Consider the following 23934-nt stretch of genomic DNA (forward strand, 5'->3'; position numbering starts at 1 on the left):
CACCCTTCGCCGTCAGCTGTAGATGCCGAACTCGTGCAGCGAGTAGCCCCAGCCGGTGCCACGCGCCGTCAGACGCAGTCGTACGTGCCGCGCGGTCGCCGCGACGTCGATGGTGTCGATGTCGCCGTTGCCCGTGGTGGTGGTGTGGACCGTGCGCCAGGTGGTGCCGTCGTCCGAGACCTGGACCTCGTAGGACTTGGCATAGGCGGGGTCCCACACGAGCTGGAGCCTGCGGAACGCGGTGGCGGCGCCCAGGTCGACCTGGATCCACTGCGGGTCGCTCCAGTCACTGGCCCAGCGCGTGTCGTTCCTGCCGTCCGTGGCCTTGGCGGGTTCGCACGGGCAGTCGCCGTACGACGGCTGGAAGGAGGACGCGGTGGTGGGCTTGCCCAGCGCCACGTCGGTGCCGGAGACCGGCGGCGGGACGACCTTGACCGACTTCGTCTCGATGCCGGCGTTGCCGCGGCCGTCCTCGGCCTGGATGTACACCTTCCACACGCCGAGCTTCTCGGGGGCCGTCACGGCGAAGGTCCCGCCGCCCGTGGCCCGCCACTCGGCCTCGACGAGGCGTTTGTCGCCGTTGGCGTGGTTGCCGCTGAGGAAGATCTTGTACGTGATCGGGTCGCCGTCGGGGTCGCGCACGCCGGCGCGGACGGTGAACTCGTCGCCGGCCGCGGCCGATGCCGCCGGGCTGACCGCCATGTTCGTGATGACGGGCGGCGTGTTGTCGCCGGCGGTCGAGCCGGTGTACGCCTTCTTGACGGCGTAGTAGGACAGGCGCTTCAGCCCGTCGGGCACGAGGTTGAACCAGACTCCGCCGAAGTCGTGTCCGAGGCCGTAGTGGAAGAGGGTGGCGCCTAGGGCGACGCCCCGGTGGCCGGTGACGCAGTTCCAGGCTTTCGTGTAGCCCTCGGCCTTCTGCACGTCGGTCGGCTCGTCGGGGACGCCGTTGGCGTCGTCGGGCACTTCCCACTCACCGGCCGGTCCGCTCTCGGTGATGATGTACGGCTTGGTGTAGCCGCCCTCCTTCCAGTCCTCCTGGACGCCGCAGATGTCGCCGTAGGAGTTCATCGAGTACAGGTCGAGGTCGGGCGCGTTGCGCTTGTAGTACGGCCAGGCGCCGGTCCAGGCGTCGGTCGAGGTGACGGGGTGGTCGGGGTCGATGCCGTGGATCTTCTTGGCGACGTCGTTGACGAAGCCGGTGTAGGCGTTGCGCTGCGCCTCCAGTTCGGACCCGCTGTAGCAGTTCTGCAGGCCGAGGACCGACTCGTTGCCGACGTTCCACATGAGGGTCGCCGGGTGGCTCTTGTAGGCCGCCACCCACTTGGCGAATTCGGCGAGCGCGTTGTTCTTGTACGTGGTGTCCGTGACGTAGTTGACGCAGCCGCCGGAGCCGGGGCCGCCGCCGGGTCGCAACCAGAAGCCGTTGACGACGCGGATGCCGTTCGCGGCGGCGCTGTCGAGCAGGGGCTTGGTGCCGCTGTCGGTGCCCCAGGTGCGGATGGTGTTGACGCCCATGGACTTCACGTCGGGCAGGTACTTCGGGGCGTCGGCGATGGCGGGACCCCAGGTCAGGCCCTTGACGGTGTACGGCTTGCCGCCGACCGTCAGCTGCCAGTCCCCCTGGGAGCCGGCGACCTCGACCGCTCCCCCGGCGGGCGGCGTGCCGTCCGTGGTCCCGTAGACCTGGAACTCCCGCAGGGAGTATCCGTAGCCGCCGGACCGGTCGGTGCCCAGCATGCGCACGTACCGGCCGGACCCGGAGAGGGCGACCTCGTCCGTGCCGCCGTCACCGCCGGTCACGGTCTTCAGGGGCCGCCAGTCCGTGCCGTTGTCGGACGCCTGGATCTGGTGGCCCTTGCCGTACGCGCCGTCCTCCCAGGTCAACACGGTGCGGCTGAGGTCGGCCCGCTGCCCGAGATCGACCCGCAACCACTGCGGGTCGCTCCACTGGCCGGCCCAGCGGGTGCCGGTGACGTTGCCGTCGACGGCTTTCGAGGCGGCGTATCCGTCGCCCTCCTGGGACGACGCGGTGGCGGGCTTTCCCTGCGAGAGCAGGGTCTCCGCGGCCTGGGCGGGCGGGGCGGCCAGGACGAGGGAGGACGCCGCCCATAAGCCGAGGGCGAGCAGGGGGACGCCGACGCGGCGGCCGGCCGGTCTGCGGGGCGAGCGTGCTCTGGACACATCTCCTCCTGGCGGGTCGGGGGGAGGACCGACGGACGGCTCGGTCAGGGGTACGACACGACGGTGGACGGCACGGTCGAGGTGCCGGAGGGCACCGTGGAGTCGCCGGTGTCGTTGATGACGTGGTTGTAGTGGCCCATGCCGCCGAGCGAGACCACGAGGAGGCTGTGGAACTTCACCCCCGGTTTGACGGGCGTCTTGAAGCCGTGGTCCTGGCGGATGTTCGGGTCGACGTTGTAGTTGCAGTAACTGCCCAGGCCCCACGCCTCGTGGGTGTCCACCGAGTCGTCGACGCGGTAGGCGGCGTACCCCTTCGTCGAACCGTTCTGGATGGCGGCCTGGTCGGGGGCGTCGTACGCCTTCTCGTTCTGGTAGAAGATCGTCCGGCCGCGCTCGCCGTACCACTCGACGTCGTACTTGTTGAAGTGCTCGACGAACAGTCCCGTGGCCAGGACGTCGTCGCCGTTGACGCGCACGCCGTAGTCGGCCCGGTTGGTCTCCCAGCCGACGCCCTCGCCGTGGTCGGCCCGCCACACCCAGGTGTGGTCGATGATCGTGTCGTCGCTGTTGACGACCACGCTGGTGGTCGCCTTGCCCGCGCCCGCCCCGCCGATACGGATGTAGACGTCCTGCACGGTGGTGGGGTCGGCCGCGTGGTCGGCGGAGGCGCCCTGGGGGCCGATCTCCAGCAGGGTCGGGGAGTTGACGCGTCCGGCGTCGATGAGCAGTCCGGCGAGCTTCACGCCGTCGACGTCGGCGACCTTCATGGCGGTCACCCCGTTGTCCGGGATGATCGTGGCGAGGCCGAGGCCGAGGACGATGGTGTCGGGCCGGTTGATGTCGATCGTCTGGTCGACGTGGTAGACGCCCGGGGTGAAGAGCAGGTGCAGGCCTTGGGCAAGGGCGGCGTTGATGGTGGCGGCGGTGGCGCCCGGCTTGACGACGTAGAACTTGCTCAGCGGGATCGACTCGCCCTGCGGGGTGCCGTTCGCCCAGGTGGTGCCGCGGGCGTTGGTGCGCTTGGCGGGGGCAAAGACCTTGTAGTCGTCACCGTCCAGGTAGAGGAAGGGCTTCTCGCGGGAGACGGGGGTGGTGTCGAGCGTGGTGTAGCGGGGCTCCGGGAAGCTGGTGGCCGGCGCGCCCTCGACGCCGGAGAAGACTTGGTTCCACACCGAGTTGGACCAGCCGCCGATCGAGCTGTCCCGGGTGTACCACTGCTGCTGCGAGTAGTTGCCGATCTGGCCGTCGATCTTGCTGTCGGCGATGTAGCCGCCGCTGGCCCAGCCGTAGCCGTTGGGGGCGAGGTTGAGTCCGCCCTTGACGTGCATCCGGCGGAAGGAGGCGGCCTGCGAGACCGCCCACCGGTTGGTGCCGTTGACCGGTTTCACGGCGAGGTTCTCGGCGGCGCGCCAGAAGTTCTGGGTGGCGTTGCCGTTGAACCAGCCGGCGTCGACGGTGACGTCACCGTTGATCGTGGTGTCGTCGGGGCGCAGGCCGAGGCCGGCGATCTGGGTGTAGAAGCCGATCTGGGCGTTGAGGTCGCTGTAGGTGCCCGGCTTGAAGAGGAAGGCGTGCCGGCCGGAACCGAACTGGGCCGACTCCTGCTCCTTGAAGACCTGGTCCAGCTTGGCCTGGATGCCGGGTGTGGACGGGCTGAACACGTGCACGTTCGGGCCCAGGTCACCGCCGCCGGGGATGACCGGTCCGGGGTCGTCTCCGGTGGTGCCGTACACCTTGAACTCCCAGAGGGAGTAGCCGTATGGGGTGGCGCGGGCGGTGCCGAGCATACGGACGTAGCGGGCGGTGCCGGAGACGTCCAGGGTCTCGGTGCCGCCGTTGCCGGCGGTGGTGGAGTAGGCCGTCGACCAGTCCGTGCCGTTCTGGGACGTCTCGATCCGGTAGGCCTTGGCGTAGGCGACCTCCCAGCGGAGTTCGACCCGGGTGAGGGAGGCGCGGGCGCCGAGATCGACGCGGATCCACTGCGGATCGGAGGCGGCGCTGGACCAGCGGGTGCCGTTGTCACCGTCGACCGCGGCGGTCGCCGGAGTGCCGTAGTGCTCCTGGCTGGAGGCGGTGACCGGCTTGCCCTCGGACAGCAGGGTGGGCGCGGCGTGGGCCGACGGGGCGGGGACGAAGGCGAGAAGGGCGGCGGTCAAGGCGGTGACCACCATGCCGACGACACCGCGGTGGTGACGGCGGAGGTGGCGGCGGCCGGGTCTGCGTGACACCGGCGCCGCCGGAGGTATGCCGACTGCGGACATGCGGGAGCTCCTCGGAATGGGCCGGAACGGGAGAGCGCTCTCCGGAACCTTGCCCGTACCGCCAGTGGCGGTCAAGCTTCCTCACACGTCTTTTCTTTCGTCTTTCATTAAGTGGAGATCATTGCGTTGAGTGCTGACAGTCCTTGCCCGCGCCCCACTCAGTTCCCGGTCAAACCGGCCTTGTTCGCCGCCCTCGTCATGCCGCCTTCGAGCCGGCTGCGGACCTGGGCCAGGGCAGGTCCTCCGCGAAAGCACCACAGGGCGATGACCGGATCGCAGATGGCGCAGGCCAGGGACGCGTCGTGGTGGAACGGCAGGATGGAGTGGCCCTTGAGGTGGTGGGCGACGTCCCAGGCCGTGTGGAGCAGCCAGCCGACGCCGATGAAGGTCCAGGAGTCCAGGCCGCGGTAGGCGACGTAGGCCATGAGCGCGACGAACGGGAGCTCCCACGGGCCGAATCCGCCCCCGCTCAGATAGGCGGCGCCGGCTCCGCCCACCATGATCGCGTTGAAGTGGCGTCGGTGCGGTTCCTTGATCAGGGACATCAGCAGGCAGTAGACGATGCCGACGATCACCGGTGACACGAGGTTCATGAGGGGATGACTTCTTCCTGCAGACAGGACGACCTGGAGGTGCGGGGGTGCCCTACGGCGTCGCTTTCCATCGGGACGCTCCGAAGTCAACCGGCTGCCCGTGCGCTCGCCCAGTGGCACTGATGACAGGCTTCGACGGGATAACGCCAACGCCTTCTCGACGTGTGCGAACCGCGATGCCATGGGGCTTCCGGAAGGACGGTTCGGTTCCGTCGAGCTGTTGGGAAGGTAGGTTCTGGCCATGCACACGGTCGCCGTTCTGGCGTTGCATCAGGTGATCCCGTTCGACCTGGCCACCCCGCTCGAGGTCTTCTCCCGGACCCGCCTGCCCGACGGGCGGCCCGGCTACCAGGTCCGGGTGTGCGCCGAGCGCGACGAGGTCGACGCCGGAGCCTTCACCCTGCGCGCCCCCTGGGGTCTGGAGGGCCTTCGGGGCGCGGACACGATCATCGTGCCGGGCGTCACCGATCCCGCCGCCCCGCTCCCGCCCGCCGTGCACGACGCGCTGCGGTCGGCCGCTGCCGCCGGCACCCGGATCGCGTCCATCTGCGTGGGCGCGTTCCCCTTGGCCGCCACCGGGCTCCTCGCCGGGCTGCGCGCCACGACCCACTGGCGCGCGGCCGGTCTGCTGGCCGCCACGCACCCGGACGTCGACGTCGACCCCGACGTCCTCTACGTCGACAACGGCCAGGTGCTCACTTCGGCCGGTGCCGCGGCGGGGATGGACCTGTGCCTGCACATGATCCGCCGTGACTACGGCTCGGCCGTCGCCGCCGACGCCGCGCGCCTGTCAGTGATGCCTCTCGAACGGGAGGGCGGTCAGGCGCAGTTCATCGTCCACGAGCACGCCCCCACGCCGCAGGGCTCCGAGTTCGAGGTGCTGCTCACGTGGCTCCAGGAGAACCTGGCCCGGGGCCTCACCCTCGCCGACATCGCCGAGCGGGCCGGGACCAGCACCCGCACCCTGATCCGGCGCTTCCGCGACCAGACCGGCACCACCCCGCTCCAGTGGCTCCACCGGGCCCGCGTCCGCCGGGCACAGCACCTGCTGGAAACCACGGAGCACTCCGTGGAGCGCATCGGCCGCCAGGTCGGCTTCGGCTCGCCCACCACCTTCCGTGACCGCTTCAAACGCACCACCGGCGTGAGCCCGCAGACCTACCGACGGACGTTCAGCTGACCACGTATCGGGGAGCCGCCGCGGATCCGAAGCGGTGAGCGCGGACCCTCCGAAGCGGCGGGCGCGGAACCGGCCCGCCTATCCCTCGGCGACCTGCTGGTCGGCGGCTTCGTGGGCGCGGTCGATCTCGGCCATGTGCTCCTCCGCCCAGGTCCGCAGCCCCGCGAGCGCGACTTCCAGGGACAGCCCGAGTGCGGTGAGCCGGTAGAAGACCCGTGGCGGCACGGTCGGTTCGACCCGGCGCGACACCAGCCCGTCGCGGGTCAGGCTCCGCAGCGTCACGGACAGCATCTTCTGCGAGACGCCGGGCATCCGGCGTCTCAGCTCCGCGAAGCGCACTTCGTCCGGTGCGGCATCGGCGAGCGTCTTGACGGCCATGGACGTCCACTTCGTGCCGATACGGTCCAGCAACTGCCGGGTCGGGCACTGGGGATCGAACAGATCACCGCGGCCCCCGCGCCCGGTTGCCCGGGCCCCCTGGGTGGTCACCTGTGGCTCACCACCTTCCCTGAAAGTGCCTTCTAGGAAGCGGTCGGGCACTTACCTATCGTTGGGTGGTCACCAATGGTAACCAGTCGCAGGAGCGGTCATGCCCGGCACCACCGCACACCAACTCCACCGCGTCGCGACGAACGGCGTCCGACTCAACGTCGCGGTCGCCGGGGACGGCCCCGCGGTTCTCCTGCTGCACGGCTTCCCGCACACCTGGCGACTCTGGAGCGGCATCATGGGCCGACTCGCCGGGCGATACCGGGTCATCGCCCCGGACCTGCGAGGCTTCGGTGCCAGTACCCGAGCCGTCGAAGGGTACGACGCGGGCACCCTCGCCGCCGACGCCGAAGGGCTGCTCGACGCACTCGGCGAGCCCTCGGCGGCAGTGGTCGGCATCGACGCGGGTGCCGCCCCCGCCGTCCTGCTCGCGCTGCGCCGTCCCGGCCTCGTCCGGCGTCTGGTCGTGATGGAGGCACTGCTCGGCCGCCTGCCCGGAGCGGAGGACGTCCTCGCGGGCGGCGCCCCGTGGTGGTTCGGCTTCCACGCCGTCCCCGGCCTCGCCGAGACCGTCCTGGCCGGCAACGAGGGCCCGTACATCGACTGGTTTCTCGACTCGGGGACGCTGGGGCGAGGAGTACCCGACGACATCCGTGCGGCCTTCGTCCAGGCGTTCACCGGGAGCGAGGCCCTGCGCTGCGCGTTCTCCGTCTACCGGGCCCTGCCCACCAGCGCTCAGCAGCTGCGGGACGCCGTCGCGACGGCTCGGCTGACGATGCCCACCATGGCCGTCGGCTCCCACCCCGTAGGCACCGGGCTCGAACGCCAACTCCGCGCCATCGCCGATGACTTAGTGGGGCACCACCTCCAGGACTGCGGCCACCTCATCCCCCTCGACCGTCCCGACGCGTTGTTCGCGCTCCTTGCCCCCTTCCTCGCCGCCGACCTGCCGAAGTGAGCGGAGCGGGGCCGAAGGATCACGGCCGACGGTCCGGCCGGCGCCCTGTCGGTGCTCTGTCGGCGGCCTGTCGGTGACCTGTCGGTGCCCTGTCGACGGCTGGCGGGACGGTGGAGCTCGCCGGCGCGACCGGCAGGACCGGCCGGGTGTCCGCCCGGCGGCCCGGGACCAGGAAGGAACCCCCATGACCCCTGACGTCACGATCATCGGTGCCGGACTCGGCGGCCTCACGCTCGCCCGCGTCCTGCACGTCCACGGAATACCGGCCACCGTCTACGAGGCGGAGCCCTCCCCGGCCGCCCGCTCCCAGGGCGGGATGCTCGACATCCACGACTACAACGGGCATCTGGCGCTTGAGGCAGCCGACTTGATGGACGAGTTCCGTGGCATCGTCCTGGAGGGCCGCCAGGCACTGCGGGCCCTCGCCCCGGACGGGACCGTCCTGTTCGACCAGGCCGACGACGGCACGGGGGGACGCCCCGAGGTGCAACGCGGCGAGCTGCGACAGATCCTGCTCGACTCACTCCCGTCCGGCACCGTCCGGTGGGGGCACAAGGTCAGCGGCGCCCGTACCCTCGGCGACGACCGCCACGAGGTGACGTTCGCCGACGGCAGCGGCGTCGTCACCGGCCTGCTGGTCGGTGCGGACGGCGCCTGGTCCCGGGTCCGCCCGCTGCTTTCCACCGCCGTACCCGAGTACACCGGCAAGTCGGTGGTCGAGACCTACCTGTACGACGCCGACACCCGGCACCCCGCCGCGGCGAAAGCGGTCGGAGGCGGTTCGATGATCGTGCACACGCCGGGCCGGGAACTCTTCGCGCACCGGGAAAAGGGCGACACGCTGCATGCGTACGCGGGGCTGTCCGAACCGCGGGAATGGTTCGACGCCCTCGAATGCGCCGATGCCGCCGCGGCCACAGCGCGGGTCGCGAAGGAGTTCGACGGCTGGGCGCCGGAACTGACCGCGCTGATCACCGACGGCGACACCGCGCCGGTCGTGCGCGCCCTCTACGCCCTGCCGACCGGGCACCGGTGGGACCGGGTGCCGGGGGTGACCTTGCTCGGCGACGCTGCCCACCTCTCGGCCCCGAACGGCGAAGGCGCCAACCTGGCCATGCTGGACGGCGCCGAACTCGGCGAGGCCCTGGCCGCGCGGCCTGACGACATCGCGGCCGCACTCACCGCATACGAGGAAGCCATGTTCTCCCGCGCTGCCGATGCCGCCACCGCCGAGGGCACCGAGTCCCATGGACCCGACTCCGACGACGACCCGATCCGCGCCCTGCTCACCGCCCTCGCCCAGGAGGAGCAGCCCCACTGAAGGAAGCAAGCCGCCTGGCGCTGACGGACGCCCGCAGCTACCAGGTACGCGAGCTGGAGGGCCATACCCTCGCCCCGAAAGACTCCGGCTGGTCCGCATGGGACGGCCGCGAACGCTCCCCCCAGTGCGGGCAGCGCGGGACGAACACAGCACCCGAGCAGCGCTGACCCGCCCGATGAAATCGCGGACGGGCCAGCGGCCGATGCCCGGGCCGGGCCAGTCCTGCGGCGGGTGTGAGCGCTCGGTGCACTGCCGAAACAGTTCGCGAGCGCACGCGCGACCCGGCGCTGCAGTACGGCGATGCTGGCCGGGATCGCCCTGACGTGCGAGGCCGTGGGCGGGCGGCCGCGGCTCCCGTCCGGCGGGCGGAGAGTGATGGCGGTGCAAGCGCCGTGGGAATGCTCGTGAAACGTAGGAACGCTCCGATGATTCGCAGGGAATCCACTGGCTAGGACAGCCCGACTGGGGCGGCCCTCAACGGGTGACCGTTCAGTTCCAGACAACCCGCTTCGTCCCACCACATCCCGCCTTGTGTGGTGAGGTAAGGGTGCAGTCCGCGGACGTCTCCGCCTGCGTGCAGTGCTTGCGCGACTGCGTGGAGAAGACTCGCCAGGTCAGGCCAGGAATCGGTGAAGTCGCCGCCACCGCTGTGGCCTGCCCAGCCGAGACGCCGGTTCTCTGGGCCAGGCCGCAGGTCGATCACCTGAGTCGCCCCATCGGCACCCTCAGCCCAGGGAACCCAGAGCGGGTGCCACCATGGCTCGTCTTCCCAGGGGCGAGCGGTCAATCCCTCGTTCTCCGCCGCGACGGTCATGCAGTTCTGCCAATGTTCCACGATGCCGCTCACTGCAAGCGGGGCCTGCTCCGGCAGGATGGATGTCCAGGCGCTCACACCGTTGTGGCATTGCAGAGACTCAGCGAGATCACCGGGCATCTGGGCGCCGAGGATCCGTTCCGCGTGTCGGATCTCGTCCGATGTCGCTGGTGGATTGAGGAGCGCGAAATCGGCGGCAGCGTGCGTCTCCAGCCAGGCGTCGATCAGGCGCCAGGACTCCGACGGGGGCAAGATCTTCCGTGCCATGGCGCCATCCTGCCCCACACGTCTGACAAGCGGATCGAAGGCCCTGCCGACCGATGAAACGAGGCTCAGCCAGCTGCCCTTTGCGGCGGCCAGAGAAGGATTCGTTCGAGGCGACCGCCACGCTGCAGTGGGCGTTTGTCGGGTGGCAGACGCGCCCGAACGGCAGCGGGCAGCAGGACGATACCGGGCTGCTGGACGTTCTTCCGGCCCCAGCCTGAGCGCATGACCGCAGACCCCCCGCGGCGGCCTGGCCCGCCCCATGTTCCCGGCCGCCGGCTTCAGTCCCGCAGAGGCCGGCCACGCCGAGCCGGACGCCGCCGGTCAGCCGCTACCGGGACCATCACCCTGAGTAAAATGCGTCTCTGGCATCCGGTTGTCGTGCTTCAAGGGTTCCTTCGTCCCCAGGCGGGCCCAGAGCAAGAACGTCCCCAGGCCCACGGCCAGCAGACCGACCGGAATCACTATCGCGAGAGCCCACTCGGGCATGCCGCCTCCCCCTTGGCGTCACCGGACCTGCCAAACCAGGGTAGACCCACGCCCATCCGGCCGGAACGGACGAACTCGCCAACCCCGCCGACCTGTTCAACGCCTGACCGCGGACAAGGCCTTCAGCAACGGCCCGTGCCGCCGTCACCTATGCCCCCGGGGGCATCCGACACACCATCCCGTAGAAGGCCGACAGGTCGCAGCCCTGACCATCTGGCTCCGCACCTGATGGGTCTGCAAAGGTTCTAGGCGACGCTGACGCTGCGTACGGAGGATTGCGGCCTGGCAGAAGCAGCCGCGGCCCTCTACGACCTGCTCACCGCGCACGAGCTGCGGCGCTCGCCGTCGGCACTCCCGCAGAGATTTGCGCGTCCACGCCCTGGCTTTCGGGATCGCGTCGGCGAGGGAGTCTACGCGGCCAACTTGGCGGAGATGGACCGCGGGGAGTAGCCGCCAGCTGCAAGCTTCGGTCGCCCCTGAGGAGGTAACTGGGGCATCCTCCGAGGAGCAGCCGAGGGATGGCGGAGGCGTCGGACGCGCTTAGGGCGTCGCCCGCCCTACCCGGAGCCAGGCGTGCGGCGCGCGGGCGGTGTCGGCCGCGTACTCGCTCATCATCGTGCGGTGGCCCCCCGGCACGTGCACGGTGTCGTAGTCGAGGGCGCCGGAAGAAGTCCGGCGGCGAACCCTGTTTGCACGGCCTGACGCAGGTTCTCACCGAACAATGCGGCAAAAGCCCTCAGCTGCGGAACGACTAAGCCGACATCGCGCTTACGGGGCGCGCAGAATTACGTCGAACCGTCCGGGATATCGCCGGCCCATCGGCTCGGACCCTACTCCGGTGGACCTCTGCTCGAATGCCCGCAGCATGCAGATAGGTCGCATACCTGCCCCGGCGCACAGAAGAATCCGATTAGGCCGCCACGCGTTACGAGGCAACACCAAACCCGAGAACGGCACAAGACCATTCACGCCGCACCCAACTCGTTGATGGCGTGAATCGATCGCTTACGCCACTGCACCCCGCCATTTTTGGCCGAAGGAGCCCCCGTCCGAACCTCGGCCCGAGCGATCAAGGGGCTGAAAATTGTCCACTGGATAGAGCGGCAGGTAGCTGGATCATCATTCCAAAAGGGACACCACTCCAGAGCAGCGATGCCCCATTCATCGATTAGGGTGCCGCGAACCCCTGAATATGTCTGCGAGACGCGCCCGCGTCGAAGAAGACCAAAAACTATTTGTCCACCCCTGGAGCGTCCTGTATTTTCCGATGCCGTCCGCAGCCACATCCGTGATCCGCATCCGAACCGACACACGAGGATCCTTGATGTACATCCGGTTACTCGAAGCGCAGTTCGACGATCCCGCCTACGACACCTACCTCGAAGCCCAGCAGCGCGCCTACTCCGCACCCGGCTACGAGACGTTGACGAAGTACGGAAGCACGGACGCGCGCACCACTCGCGACCCGTTGAGTTACCTCGCTGTCTTCGACGAGACGGCAGGCGACGAAGGCGAGAGGCCCGTCGGCGGTATACGGATCCACCGGAAGATAACGGGCCAACTGCCGTCCGAGATCCACCTCGCGAGCCAGGAGCTCAACGACGCCTTGGCGGCCGAAGTCGCCGCCGGCGAGTCGGTGGCGGAGATTTGCGGCATCTGGGTGGACCACGACTGGAGGGGCCGCAACCTCGCGTCCCTGCTCTGCTTCACCTCCGTCGTGGCCGCTCAGCGACTGGGCGCCACCGTGATCTGCGGGAGCGGCCCCACGGAACGCATCAAGGGATACGAACGTTGCGGTCTGCGCTTCCGGCACGACCGCCCCCTGCACGACCGCCCGTTCCCGGGCATCACGGCGTACTACTCCGTCAACCGGGCAGAGGCCATCCGCCACCGCGAGGAGCGGTTGACCCATGCGGCGGTCCTGCTGGACCGCGCCCTGGACGAAGCCCCCTGCATCCCCACCGACGTGGTCCGCGCCGTCACCGAGACACTCGGCCTCGGGCACTCCACCGCCTCGGCATCTATAGGCAACGCACGTTAGGCGATCAATGAACCTGGAAGCCCATCTCGGCACCCTCACCCAGACCGCCGGCGACACCGCTCCATGGCGACCGACGCTGTACGCACCGGTCGAGCCCGAGCAACGCTCCGCCCTGACAGAGCTCCTCGAAAGCGGTGCCGTCAACTCCGTCCACGACACGTGCGCCGACCAGCTGGAGGAGCTCCTCTCCGCCCGGCGCCCCGACTGGCGGCCGGACGCCGTCGAGTTGGCCTCCGCGGTCAGGGACCACCTCGGTGGCACGTCCCCGGCGGAGTACGGCACATGGGCGTGGTACGCCTGGTCGCGTCAGCTCGTCCACGTCCTGCCGGCGGCCGAGCACCGCGAACTCCGTCAGTCCCGCAACCGGTACAAGATCACCGCGGAGGAGCAGGACCTCCTGTCGGGGAAGACCGTGGCCGTGGTCGGCCTCTCCGTGGGCGCCGCGAGTGCGGTCACCCTCGCCCAGGAGGGGGTGGGCAACCGTTTCCGGCTCGCCGACTTCGACCTCCTCTCCCTCTCCAACCTCAACCGGCTCCGCGCCTCGGTCGCCGACGTCGGCCTGCCCAAAGTCGTCATCGCCGCACGGCAGATGTACGAGATCGACCCCTACCTGGACATCACCGTCTGGCCGGAGGGGCTGACCGAGGAGAACACCGACGCCTTCCTCGCGGGCGGTGGCCGCACCGACCTCCTCGTCGAGGAGTGCGACGACATGTACCTCAAGGTCCATGTCCGTGAACGCGCCCGCGCGCTCGGCATCCCCGTCCTGATGGAGACGAACGAGCGCGGCATGCTGGACGTGGAGCGGTTCGACCTCGAACCGGAACGCCCCCTTCTGCACGGTCTTCTGCAGGGCGTGGCGGCCGCCGGGGTCAAGAAGATGTCGACCCGCGAAAAGCTCCCGCACCTCCTGCGCATCCTCGGTCAGGACGAGCCCTCCGAGCGTCTGGTCTCCTCTCTCGTCGAGACGGGCAAGACCATTTCCTCCTGGCCACAGCTTGCCTCGGGCGTCAGCCTGGGCGCCGCGCTGGTGACCGACACCGCTCGCCGCCTCCTGCTCGGTCAGTTCACGTCCTCGGGGCGGTACTTCGTCGATCCCGGGACGCTGATCCGCGAGGGCGCGGAGACCTCCTTGGCACCGGCGGAGCCGACGCCCGAACCCGCCACGGAGGTGGCGTCCCCGCCCCTCCTGCTGCCGCCCGGCACCGCCGGCGCCACCCTGGGCGAGGAAGGCCTCCGCCGCCTGGTCGCCCACGGCATCCAGGCGCCGTCCGGCGGCAACAGCCAGCCCTGGCAATTCGTGGCCCGTGGCGAGGCGTTGGACTGCCGCGTCGACACCGCACAGCCGCAAACCATGCTCGACTTCGAAGGCCGCGCCACCCAACTGGCCATCGGCGCGGCGGTGGAGAACATTCACCTCGCGGCCCAGGCCTCGGGCCGGGCCTGCCAGGTGCAGTACTTCCCCACCCCGGCCGACCCCGGTCTGGTCTGCCGGCTCACCTTCTCCCCCGCGGCCGACGTCCCGCGCCCCGCACTGTTCGACTGGATCGAGCGCCGCACCACCAACCGCGGTCTGGGCCCGGTTCGTCCACTCGCCGAGTCGCACGCCGCAGCGCTGAGGGACTGCGCCGCCGAGAGCGGCGCCCGACTCCATCTCATCACCGCACGCGATCAGTTGGACGAGATGGGCCGGATCCTGGGGGCGGGCGACCGGCTGCGGATGCTGTCCCCGCAACTGCATCGGGAAATGATGAACGAGTTGCGCTGGGACCCCGAGGAGACGCGGCGCACGCGCGACGGCATCGACGTCGCCACGCTGGGGTTCGACGAGGTCGACCTCGCGGGCGTCCGGCTGGCACGACAGTGGTCCGGGCTGGCTTTCGTCCGGCGGATCGGCGGCGGCAAAGCCTTCGAGGAGAGCGCCGCAAAGGCCCTTGCCGCCTCATCGGCCGTCGGCTGCCTCACCGTCCCGCGCAAGGGCCCGGAAACCTTCGTCGACGGCGGACGCGCCCTGCAACGGCTCTGGCTCACCGCCACCTCCCTCGGCCTGGGATTCCAGCCCCACACCTCCCTGCTCTACCTGTTCCCCCGCCTGGAGAATGAGGGCGAGACCGGACTCGACACCACCGAGACCGACGTTCTACGCACGCTGCGCACCAGGTTCGCCGCCGTCATCCCCAGCAAGCCGGACGAGGCCGAACTCATGCTCTTCCGGCTCTCCTACGCGCCACCGCCCACGGCCCGCTCACTGCGCCGCCCCGTCGACTCGGTGCTCCACTTCGGAGGACCGCCTTCACGGAGCGGGGCGTGACCGGCTCCGGTACGGCCTCGGGGCGCGTTCGGTGATCCTCGGGTGACGGCAACCGGTACTGCTCGAACCGTCACTCCGCCAGGGGCAGGCACTCGTCGAGCAGACCGATGACATCACTCCAGGCACGTCGCGCGTGCCGGGGGTGGTGGCCCACTCCGGGGCGTACGGGCTGGTTCACCGGAGGGTGATGGAAGGCGTGCAGGGCACCTCCGTAGACCACGAGACGCCAGTCGACGCCCGCGGCCAGTATTTCGGCGGCGAAGGCGTCCCGTTGTGCGGGCGGCATGATCGGGTCTTCCGAGCCGACCCCCGCCCACACAGGACAGCGGATGCGGGCCGCCTCACCCGGCCGGCCCGTCGTCAAGGCGTTGACTGTCCCGATCGCACGCAGATCGACACCGTCACGCCCGAGTTCCAGCCCGATGGCACCCCCTGTGCCATAGCCGATGACGGCGATCCGGTCGGGGTCGGTCCGCGGTTCGGCGCGCAACACGTCGAGCGCCGCGTGACCGATCCTCCGCAGCCGGTCGGGATCCGCGAGCATGGGCATGACTCGGGCCATCATCTCTTCGGGGTCGGTGAACCACCGTCCGCCATGGATGTCGAAGGCGAACGCCACATACCCCATCTCGGCCAGTGCGTCGGCCCTGCCGCGCTGGAAGTCGTTCAGTCCGGTGCCCTCGGGCCCGACCAGAACCGCGGGCCGCCGGTCGGCGCCGGCCGGGAGCGCCAGGTGCCCGATCATGGTCAGACCGTCGGCCGGGTAGGCGACCGAGCGTGTGGTAACCGTGCTCATGCGACCGCACTGTAGCCACCTCCGGGACGGGGCGATCGAACCGACAGGGCCGACCGGACAACGCTCGTACGTCTGTGACGTGCGCTGATGACCGGCGCTGATGACCGGCAGGGCGCCGGTCTCGGTTTCGGTACGTCACCGGCTTGGAGTAAGGGCGCTGTTGACCTCGGCGACGGCCGGCGTCCCGACTCGCCGCGCCCTCCCCCGGACGGCCGGCAAGGGCCGTAACCTCCCCGTACAAGGGAAGCGTGACAGCCGGAACGCACCGCTCCATCACCGACCACGAACACCCCACCGGCACCAAGCCCCTTGGTCCGCCGAGACGACCTCACGCACTCAAGGTGAGCTGTTAAGGAAGGTAGTTGTGGGGGTGGAGGTGCGGGATTAGAGTGAGCCGCCGTGCTCGGAGTGATCGGCCGGGGGCCGGTAACCCGGGCCTGAGGAAAGGGAATTCCGTCGTGACAAAGACCGAGAAAGCCGCCGCCGAACCCGCGATACCCGGCAGCACCGACCGGCCCGACAGCCCCGACGGGATCGAGGTGCTCGCCTCGCTCAGCCCCGACTTCCAAGCCGACCCGTACACCGCCTTCGCACGGCTGCGCGAGCGCGGTCCGGTGCACCAGGTGGTGACGCCCGACAGGGGCGTGGTGTGGCTCGTGGTCGGATACGAGGCCGCGCGCGAGGCCTTCACCGCCCCGCAGCTCAGCCGGGACTGGCACCGCGAGTGGCGGCAGACCGGCTGGAGCCCGCCGTACGCCCTGAACATGCTGGGCAACTCCAACATGCTGATGAGCGACCCGCCCCACCACACCCGGCTGCGGAAGCTGGTGTCGCGGGAGTTCACGGCCCGGCGGGTCGAGGGGATGCGGGGGCGCGTCCAGGAGATCACCGACGAGCTGCTGGACCGCATGGCGGCGGACGGAACGCACCGCGCCGACCTCATCGAGGCGTTCGCCTCCCCGCTCCCCATGATCGTCATCGCCGAACTGCTCGGCGTCCCCGGCCTGGACCGCGCCTCCTTCCACGCCTGGTCCAACGAGACCCTCGCGCCCACCAGCCCCGAGGCCGAGAAGGAGGCGTACGAGCAGATCATGCCGTACCTCACCGGGCTCATCGCCGCCAAGCGCGAGAACCCCGGGGAGGACCTGCTCAGCGCCCTCGTGCACACGGTCGACGAGGGTGGCGACCAGCTCACCGAGGACGAGTTGGTCTCGTTGGCCTTCCTGCTGCTCGTCGCCGGGCACGAGACGACGGTCAACACGATCGGCAACGCGGTGCGCGCGCTCTTCGCGCACCCCGACCAGATGGCGGCCGTGAAGGCCGATCCGGCGGGGCTGGCGGTGGGGCTGGTGGAGGAGACGCTGCGCTACGACGGGCCGGTGGCGACCACCACGCCGCGCATCGCCCTGGAGGAGACCGAGATCGGCGGCGTACGGGTGCCGCGTGGTGCGATCGTGCTGATCGCCATGGCCGGCGCGGACCATGACCCGGTGCGCTTCCCCGAGCCGGAACGTTTCGACGTACGGCGCACGGAGGCCCGGAACCATCTCTCCTTCGGCCACGGGATCCACTTCTGCCTGGGCGCCCCCCTGGCCCGCCTCGAGGGCGAGGTGGCGCTGCGCACGCTGCTGGAGCGCTGCCCGGACCTGACGGCGGACGGGGAGCCGGGAGAGTGGCTCCCGGGGCTGCTGATCCGGGGACGGCGGACCCTGCCGGTGCGGTGGTGACACGCTCGCCGCGGGCGGCCTGACGGTCGGGTGAGCGGCGGTCGCGGCGTCCGTTCGCGTAGGTCAGCGGGCCTGTCGGTGGCGGAGTTCGCTGCGGGCCCGTGGCCGGCGGCGAGGGCATCGGCCACAGCGAGCGGGTAGCCCGTCCCGAGGTCTTGGACCAGCCCTCCGAAAGCAACCGCACTCAACCACTCAACGCACTTGCCGCACGGGAGCACCTCCATGTCTGCTGTTGAAGCCGTTGACTTGAGCAGTCTGAGTGCCAAGTCCGGGGGCTCGCGGAGGCTGGAGGGGCACCTCGTCCGACCAGAAGGCACAGGGCCCTGGCCGGGCGTGGTCATCGCACACGAGGTACTCGGCGTCGACGACGTCATGCTCCGCCAAGCCGAGCGCCTGGCCGGCGCCGGGTACCTCGCGCTGCTGCCCGACCTGTTCACCGAGGGCGGCGCACGGCGCTGCCTGATCCCCACGATCCGGGCGGCCATGTCCGGAACCGGGCGGGCTTACCAGGACCTGGAGGCTGCCCGCTCTTATCTGCTGTCCCAGAGCGACTGCACCGGCGCGGTCGGCATCATCGGCTTCTGCATGGGAGGCGCGTTCGCCCTGCTGTCGGCAGGGCGCGGTGACTACGAGGCGGCGTCTGCCAACTACGGGTTGCTGCCCAAGGACCTGGACGTCCTCGCCGACGCCTGCCCCGTCGTGGCCAGCTTCGGCGGGAAGGACCGCACCCTGAAGGGGGCGGCGGGCCGGCTGAGCGCGGCCCTCGAACGTCATGGAGTCGTGCACGACGTCAAGGAATACCCGCAAGCGGGCCACGCCTTCCTCAACGACGCCGAGGCGGGCCCCAGGCCGCTGCGCCCCCTGTTCCGCGTGATGAACATCGGCCCGGAACCGGACGCCGCGGCGGACGCCTGGCAGCGCATAGAGACCTTCTTCGCCACTCATCTCCACACCCATCGCACCTGAGGCGGCCGGGTCGTGGGCATTCTTGCCTGCGCAGCCCTGACTAACCGGCCAAGACAGCAAGTGAGTTGATGCTGAGGAGGCCATAGGTCAGCGCACCCGCCCCCGCGGCTTTAGCGTCGCCGGGGGGAGTTCCGGGGCAGGGAGTGCGGGGCCGGCGTAGCCCCGCACCTCGCCGAAGCGGGTGCCCGTTGCCCAGTCCTTGCGCGCCTGTTCGATCTCCTCGTGGGAGCGGGCGACGAAGTTCCACCACATCACCAGTTCCTCCTCGAACGGTTCGCCGCCCAGCAGCATCAAGGCGGCGTCCGACTCCGCGCGGAGCGGGAGTTCCGTGCGGCCGCAGCCGAGGTAGAGCATGGAGCCGGGGAGCACCGGGACGCCGTCGACGTGGGCTTCGCCGGACATGGACAGGACGGCGTATTCGAAGTCGGGCTCCAGCGGCAGACGTACGTCCGCGCCGTGCTTCAGGGCGAGGTCCGCGCCGACGATCGGGGTGTACGTCGTGCCGGGCGAGCGGGCCCCGTCCAGGGCGCCGAGGATCAGCGTCGCCGTCAGGCCGGGGGCGGTGACCCGGGGCAGCTCCGCGTGGTGCTCGAACCGGGGGGCCGTGTGGCGGTCGGTGTCGGGCAGGGCCACCCACAGCTGGGCGCCGTGCAGGAAACGGGCGTGCGACCTCGGGCTCTCCTCCGAGTGCGAGATGGCCCGGCCTGAGGTCATCAGGCCCAGCTCGCGGGGGCGGATGGTCTGCGTGCTGCCGGTGGAGTCGCGGTGCAGGACTTCGCCGTCGTGTAGCCAGCTGACCGTCTGCAGGCCCATGTGCGGGTGCGGGGGCACCTGCATGCCGGGCTCGTCCGCGATGTCGTCGGGGCCGTAGTGGTCGACGAAGCACCAGGCTCCGACCATGCGGCGTCCGAGACTGGGCAGCAGGCGCCGGACCTCGGTGGACTCACCGAGCCTGACCCGCCGAGGGGTGAGGAGTTCCCGCACCGGTTCCGCCACGACGAAGCCACGGCCGCCGCACCGGCTCGGGACCGCATCGCGATCAAGATTGCTCATGTCGCACAACCTAGCCCCGGTGACGCCGCGGCGTTGAGCACCGCCCACCCCCATGTTGTGGAATATTCAACTACTGCGGGCCGTTGCAGCGTCCGTAGGAGAAGGAGGCAGACAGTGGAGACGACCTACTACGACCACGGGACTGCGGCGGAGCGCTGGCAGCGCGCGCGGCAGTTCTTCGACGCCAAGGAGTACGCCACGGCGGCCCGCATCCTCGCCGCCCTCGTCGACGAGGTGCCCGAGCAGGTCGCCCCGCGGCTGCTGCTCGCCCGCGCCTACTACCACTCGGCCCAGCTGCTGCGCGCCGAGGCGGAGCTGTCCAAGGTGCTCGAACTCGACCCCGTCGAGAGCTACGCCCGGCTCATGCTGGGGCGCACCCTGGAGCGGCAGGGCAGGCCCGCCGACGCGGCACCGCACCTGCGGATGGCCGCGGCCCTGAGCGGCGACTTCACCCAGGTGTGACGGGAGGGGCGGCCAGGACAGGTGGGAGTGGCGGGCCGGGCGGGAGCCGTGCGGCGGACGGAGTGACCGGGCCGGCGGAGAGGCCGGGCAGGTGCAAATGGCCCTCGCCCCCGGAGCGTGCCGCCGCGCCCGCGCCGCCTCCCCGCCCTCCCCGGCGTATCGTCGAAAGTGCCGCCCCAGCCGCCGCCACGGCAGCCCCGTCCACAACGCCGCGCCCACGATGCCGTGGCCACCCGGCATGGACCCCGCCGTGGCCACCCGCCGTGAGCCACGGCGACGACCCCGTGAGGACCGCGATGCGAAAGATCGTCTGGACGATGTCGGCCTCCCTGGACGGCTTCATGGAGGGGCCGAACCGCGAGATCGACTGGCACCTCGTGGACGAGGAACTGCACCAGCACTTCAACGACGAGGTCCGCGCGATGGGCGCGTTCCTGGACGGCCGCCGCACCTGGCAGCTGATGGCCGACTACTGGCCGACCGCGGACCGGAACCCGTCGAGCAGCGGCCCCGAGAGGGAGTTCGCCGGGATCTGGCGGGACATGCCGAAGTACGTCTTCTCGCGCACCCTGCGCCAGGCGGACTGGAACACCACCATCCTGCGGGAGGTGGTGCCCGAGGAGATCGGGGCGCTCAAGCGGGAGGCGGGCGGGGACCTGGCCCTCGGCGGCGCCGACCTGGCCGCGTCGTTCCTGCGTCTGGGGCTCGTCGACGAGATCCGCACCTACGTCCACCCGGTCGTGCTCGGACGCGGCAAGCGCATGTTCCAGGCGCCGGAGGTGACGGCCGACCTCCGGCTCACCGGGACGCACGCCTTCGGCAACGGCGTCGTACGGCTCTGCCACGAGATCACGAACTAATGCGCTTTAGCTCTTCCTCGCCCTGGTGATTCGCCGCAACGCCCGTAAGAATTGCGGCGACTTCGACCTCAGGGGAGAGATGAGCATGAAGAGGCGCAGCGTCCTGCTCTCGGCACTGGCCCTCACCGCCACATCGAGCGGTGCGGCGATGGCGGCGGCGACACCTTCCGCGACGGGCAGACGCGTGGTCGTTTACTACCAGACGCAGTACGCGAATGGCACCTACGTGTCGCCGCTCGCGCTCACCGAGAACCACACCGGCGTGACGGACGTCCTGGTCGCGGCGGTGCACCTCAACGACCTCAACGGGCCGTACGCTCCGGTGCACCTGAACGACGACCCGCCGAGCGCGGCGAAGTACGACCGGATGTGGCGCGACCTGAAGGCCCTGCGCGGCCAGGGCGTGCACGTGCTCGCGATGGTCGGCGGCGCGGCGCCCGGCAGTTTCACCCGGCTCGACAATGAATTCGACACGTATTACCCGCTGTTGCGGGACTTCATACGGCAGTACGAACTCGACGGCGTCGACCTCGACGTCGAGGAGCGGATGTCGCTGCGCGGGATCGAGCGCGTCATCAGCGCGCTGCGCGCCGACTTCGGCGCGGATTTCCTCATCACGCTCGCCCCCGTGGGCAGTGCCCTCAGCGGCGGCGGAAATCTCTCCGGATTCGACTACGACGCCCTCTACCGCAGCCGGGGCGGCGACATCGCCTGGTTCAACGCCCAGTTCTACAACGGCTGGGGCCGCATGAGTTCCACGGCCGACTACGACCGCGTCATCGCGCGCGGGCTGATCCCGGCCTCCAAGGTGGTCGCGGGCACGCTCACCTCGTCCGCCAACGGCGGCAGCGGCTATGTCGGCATGTCGACACTCAAGTCGACGCTCCGCGCGCTCGCCGCCAAGCATCCCGGCTTCGGCGGGGTGGCCGGCTGGGAGTACTTCAACTCGCAGCCCGGCGGCACCGCGGCGCCCTGGAAGTGGGCGGCGGAGGTCTCCTCGGTCCTGAAGCGCTGACGCGGGGACGGGCAGACAAACGGACGAAGTGACGCGGCGACGCGGCGACGCGGCGACGCGGTGACGTACGGAGTAGTCGGTGTCACTGCCACAGGGTCTCGGCGACGGCCACCCCCACGAAGGCCGCGCCGAGGCCCGCCGCCACGCTGCCCAGCGCGTTGGCCACCGCGCGGAACCGCGCCCCGCTCTCGGCGAGCCGCAGCGTCTCGTAGGAGAACGTCGAGTACGTGGTCAGGGCCCCGCACAGCCCGGTGCCGAGGAACAGCAGCGTCCGGGAGGAGGCGGCGCCCGCCGTGACGGCGCCGGTGAGCACGCCGAGGACCAGGCAGCCCACGACGTTGACCAGGAAGGTGCCCCACGGGAAGAGCGTGGCGTGGCGCCTTTGCACGGCGCGGTCGGTCAGATAGCGCAGCGGGGCGCCGATCATCCCGCCGACGACGACGAGCAGCCAGTTCATCGGTCCTCCTCCCCTCCCCTCGGCCGGGGGTCCTCGCGGGCCGCGGTGGCGGGCCGCCTCGCCAGCAGGCGGCGCGTCGTCCATGCCGCGCCCCACACCGCCGCCAGCGCCGCCAGCAGCGTCAGCGCCATGTAGGCGAGGCCGGTACGGGCGTGGCCGCCGCTCACGAGGCGCTCGATGTCCACCGCGTACGTCGAGAAGGTGGTGAAGCCGCCGAGCACGCCCGTCCCGAAGAACGGCCGCACCAGGTGGTGCGCCGCCCAGACGTCGGTGATCAGCACCATGAAGACGCCGATCACCGCGCAGCCGACGGCGTTCACCACGAGCGTCGGCCAGGGGAAGCCGTCGGCCGCGACCGGCCACAGGAGGGACACGCCGTAGCGCGCCGAGGCCCCGAGGGCGCCGCCCAGGGCCACCGCGGCGAGGGTCGGGCCCTGCCCGCGTGCCGACGCGGCGCGCTGGGCGGGCACGGACAGGTCGACGTCGGGGTCCACGGGTTCGCCGGCCGCGTCGGGCCGCCCGGCTCTGCTGGGCATGTTCCTCCTACTCGCCGTCGCCCGTCGGCGGGCGCGCTCGTTCGCAAGTAGGGACCGTTGGCGGCGCTCGCCGCGGTTCGGGTACGGCGGGCCCCACCGCCGTGCGGCGCCGGGCAGGCCCGGGAAGATCGCCGCTGGCCTTCAGGGTAACCGCCCGCACGCACCCCCCGCGCACTCCAGGCCCGGGGCCCGGATTCCTAGGCGAAGTCCCCGCGCCGGTCGCGGGGCGGTGGGAGCGGGCGTGCGGTGGGCGCGGCCACCTCGGGCGGCCACGCCGCCGGGTCGAGGAGGCCGAGGACGTAGGCGCGGGCCACCAGGGCCGTGCGGTTCGGGGCCCGCAGCCGTCGGCACAGCCGGGTCAGGTGGTAGTTGACGCCGTCCACGCCGATGCCCACGGCGCGGGCCACCACCGCCGTCGTGGCGCCGCCCGCGACGAGCCGCAGAATCCGGGCCTCCTGCGCGCTGAGGGCCGGATGGGCCGGCTCCAGGTCCGCGTCGTGGGAGCGCGCCGCGGGGCCGGGCCCGGCGGCCTGCGCGCCTTCCTCGGCCACGCGCAGCGTCACCAGCAGGGGCGGCGTGTCCTCCAGGGGGTCGGTGACCGGCTCGACCGTCAACTGCCCGTGGTGGGGCGTCTTTCCGGCCGTCCAGCTGACTTCGACCGGGTAGCGGGACCGGCGGCCGGAGCGCATGGCCTCGTCGAGCTTGCGGAGCTGTTTCCTGTTGGTGGGCGTGAGCAGGTCCAGCAGCGGCCGGCCCGCGACCCGGCCCGGCCGAAGGCCCAGCGCCCCGGCGAAGGCCGGGTTGGCGACCGTGACCACGCCGTCGCCGGTGCTGATGGCGGTGGGCGCCGGCGAACGGTCGAGCAGGCTCAGGAACCTGCCCCGCCAGACGGCGGCGTCCGCCACCCTGGGCCCGCCCACGGCTTCGGCGCCCGGCGGACCACCGTCGGCGGCTCCCCCACCCTGCGACCGGGACACACGTCCTCCTCCTCGCCCCGCATAACCACGTCACCCCTGTCCGCGCAAGCGGCGAAGGGGAAAAGGCCCCTACAAGATTACGTAGTTCTCGCGGCGGGCCCGTGACCGGGGCGCGCGACGGTGGAGGCGGCGCTCAGCGCATCGGGCGTCCAACTCCCCCGCACCCCTGGGAAGAGGCAC

Annotated in this window: 20 protein-coding genes; 10 read left to right on the forward strand and 10 right to left on the reverse strand. The window is 70.7% G+C overall.

Annotation, left to right across the window (positions count from 1 at the left end):
• Positions 1-12 precede the first annotated feature (12 nt).
• The 3 genes from ABZ385_RS00125 to ABZ385_RS00135 form a co-directional block, all read right to left on the reverse strand.
• Complete coding sequence (locus ABZ385_RS00125; RefSeq protein WP_358908769.1) at positions 13-2184, reverse strand: discoidin domain-containing protein; 2172 nt, start codon at positions 2182-2184, stop codon at positions 13-15.
• A gap of 44 nt (positions 2185-2228) precedes the next feature.
• Positions 2229-4445, reverse strand: coding sequence for a discoidin domain-containing protein (locus tag ABZ385_RS00130; protein WP_358908771.1), 2217 nt, complete (start codon positions 4443-4445; stop codon positions 2229-2231).
• A 158-nt stretch (positions 4446-4603) separates the two neighbouring features.
• Positions 4604-5038, reverse strand: coding sequence for a DUF6010 family protein (locus ABZ385_RS00135; RefSeq protein ID WP_358908773.1), 435 nt, complete (start codon positions 5036-5038; stop codon positions 4604-4606).
• A gap of 241 nt (positions 5039-5279) precedes the next feature.
• Here ABZ385_RS00135 and ABZ385_RS00140 point away from each other — a divergent pair, with 241 nt between their 5' ends.
• On the forward strand, positions 5280-6218 hold the full coding sequence (locus tag ABZ385_RS00140) for a helix-turn-helix domain-containing protein (RefSeq protein ID WP_358580948.1): 939 nt from the start codon (positions 5280-5282) through the stop codon (positions 6216-6218).
• Between the two features lie 78 nt (positions 6219-6296).
• Here the strand turns inward: ABZ385_RS00140 and ABZ385_RS00145 are convergent, their stop codons facing one another.
• Positions 6297-6707 (reverse strand): helix-turn-helix domain-containing protein, encoded by a 411-nt coding sequence (locus ABZ385_RS00145; RefSeq protein ID WP_358908775.1) that lies wholly within the window; start codon positions 6705-6707, stop codon positions 6297-6299.
• A gap of 100 nt (positions 6708-6807) precedes the next feature.
• Here ABZ385_RS00145 and ABZ385_RS00150 point away from each other — a divergent pair, with 100 nt between their 5' ends.
• Positions 6808-7665 (forward strand): alpha/beta hydrolase, encoded by an 858-nt coding sequence (locus ABZ385_RS00150; protein ID WP_358908776.1) that lies wholly within the window; start codon positions 6808-6810, stop codon positions 7663-7665.
• 184 nt (positions 7666-7849) lie between these two features.
• Positions 7850-8986, forward strand: a complete 1137-nt coding sequence (locus ABZ385_RS00155) for an NAD(P)/FAD-dependent oxidoreductase (RefSeq protein ID WP_358908778.1) — start codon at positions 7850-7852, stop codon at positions 8984-8986.
• A 448-nt stretch (positions 8987-9434) separates the two neighbouring features.
• Here ABZ385_RS00155 and ABZ385_RS00160 read toward each other — a convergent pair whose 3' ends face one another.
• Positions 9435-10067 carry an SMI1/KNR4 family protein gene (locus ABZ385_RS00160; RefSeq protein WP_358580937.1) on the reverse strand — a complete coding sequence of 211 codons (633 nt, stop codon included), beginning with the start codon at positions 10065-10067 and terminating at the stop codon, positions 9435-9437.
• Positions 10068-11877: 1810 nt separating this feature from the next.
• Here ABZ385_RS00160 and ABZ385_RS00165 point away from each other — a divergent pair.
• Complete coding sequence (locus ABZ385_RS00165; protein ID WP_358580935.1) at positions 11878-12594, forward strand: GNAT family N-acetyltransferase; 717 nt, start codon at positions 11878-11880, stop codon at positions 12592-12594.
• Between the two features lie 7 nt (positions 12595-12601).
• On the forward strand, positions 12602-14905 hold the full coding sequence (locus tag ABZ385_RS00170; RefSeq protein WP_358908780.1) for an Rv1355c family protein: 2304 nt from the start codon (positions 12602-12604) through the stop codon (positions 14903-14905).
• A gap of 70 nt (positions 14906-14975) precedes the next feature.
• Here the strand turns inward: ABZ385_RS00170 and ABZ385_RS00175 are convergent, their stop codons facing one another.
• Positions 14976-15701, reverse strand: a complete 726-nt coding sequence (locus tag ABZ385_RS00175; RefSeq protein WP_358580931.1) for a dienelactone hydrolase family protein — start codon at positions 15699-15701, stop codon at positions 14976-14978.
• 458 nt (positions 15702-16159) lie between these two features.
• On the opposite strand from ABZ385_RS00175, the gene ABZ385_RS00180 reads away from it, so the two are divergent.
• Together ABZ385_RS00180 and ABZ385_RS00185 are read left to right on the forward strand one after the other, a co-directional pair.
• Positions 16160-17428 (forward strand): cytochrome P450, encoded by a 1269-nt coding sequence (locus ABZ385_RS00180; protein ID WP_358908782.1) that lies wholly within the window; start codon positions 16160-16162, stop codon positions 17426-17428.
• Positions 17429-17650: 222 nt separating this feature from the next.
• Positions 17651-18394, forward strand: a complete 744-nt coding sequence (locus tag ABZ385_RS00185; protein WP_358908784.1) for a dienelactone hydrolase family protein — start codon at positions 17651-17653, stop codon at positions 18392-18394.
• A gap of 87 nt (positions 18395-18481) precedes the next feature.
• Here the strand turns inward: ABZ385_RS00185 and ABZ385_RS00190 are convergent, their stop codons facing one another.
• Positions 18482-19447 (reverse strand): pirin family protein, encoded by a 966-nt coding sequence (locus tag ABZ385_RS00190; RefSeq protein WP_358908786.1) that lies wholly within the window; start codon positions 19445-19447, stop codon positions 18482-18484.
• Positions 19448-19561: 114 nt separating this feature from the next.
• Here ABZ385_RS00190 and ABZ385_RS00195 point away from each other — a divergent pair, with 114 nt between their 5' ends.
• From ABZ385_RS00195 to ABZ385_RS00205, 3 genes are all read left to right on the forward strand, one after another.
• Positions 19562-19909: a tetratricopeptide repeat protein gene (locus ABZ385_RS00195; protein ID WP_358696451.1), complete on the forward strand. Its 348-nt coding sequence runs from the start codon at positions 19562-19564 to the stop codon at positions 19907-19909.
• Positions 19910-20205: 296 nt separating this feature from the next.
• Positions 20206-20769: a dihydrofolate reductase family protein gene (locus ABZ385_RS00200; protein ID WP_358580921.1), complete on the forward strand. Its 564-nt coding sequence runs from the start codon at positions 20206-20208 to the stop codon at positions 20767-20769.
• Between the two features lie 85 nt (positions 20770-20854).
• Entirely contained in the window at positions 20855-21784 is a 930-nt protein-coding gene (locus tag ABZ385_RS00205; protein ID WP_358580919.1) for a glycosyl hydrolase family 18 protein, read from the forward strand.
• Positions 21785-21866: 82 nt separating this feature from the next.
• Here the strand turns inward: ABZ385_RS00205 and crcB (ABZ385_RS00210) are convergent, their stop codons facing one another.
• The 3 genes from crcB (ABZ385_RS00210) to ABZ385_RS00220 all read right to left on the reverse strand — a co-directional run bounded on the left by crcB (ABZ385_RS00210) (position 21867) and on the right by ABZ385_RS00220 (position 23754).
• Positions 21867-22241: a fluoride efflux transporter CrcB gene (gene crcB / locus ABZ385_RS00210; RefSeq protein ID WP_358580917.1), complete on the reverse strand. Its 375-nt coding sequence runs from the start codon at positions 22239-22241 to the stop codon at positions 21867-21869.
• Complete coding sequence (gene crcB, locus ABZ385_RS00215) at positions 22238-22777, reverse strand: fluoride efflux transporter CrcB (RefSeq protein ID WP_358908788.1); 540 nt, start codon at positions 22775-22777, stop codon at positions 22238-22240. Before crcB (ABZ385_RS00215) ends, crcB (ABZ385_RS00210) begins: the two co-directional genes overlap by 4 nt.
• A 197-nt stretch (positions 22778-22974) precedes the next feature.
• On the reverse strand, positions 22975-23754 hold the full coding sequence (locus tag ABZ385_RS00220; RefSeq protein WP_358580913.1) for a PAS domain-containing protein: 780 nt from the start codon (positions 23752-23754) through the stop codon (positions 22975-22977).
• Positions 23755-23934: the final 180 nt, after the last annotated feature.

Origin of the sequence: Streptomyces sp. NPDC005898, assembly GCF_040629635.1 — a bacterium.
Lineage (GTDB): Bacteria > Actinomycetota > Actinomycetes > Streptomycetales > Streptomycetaceae > Streptomyces.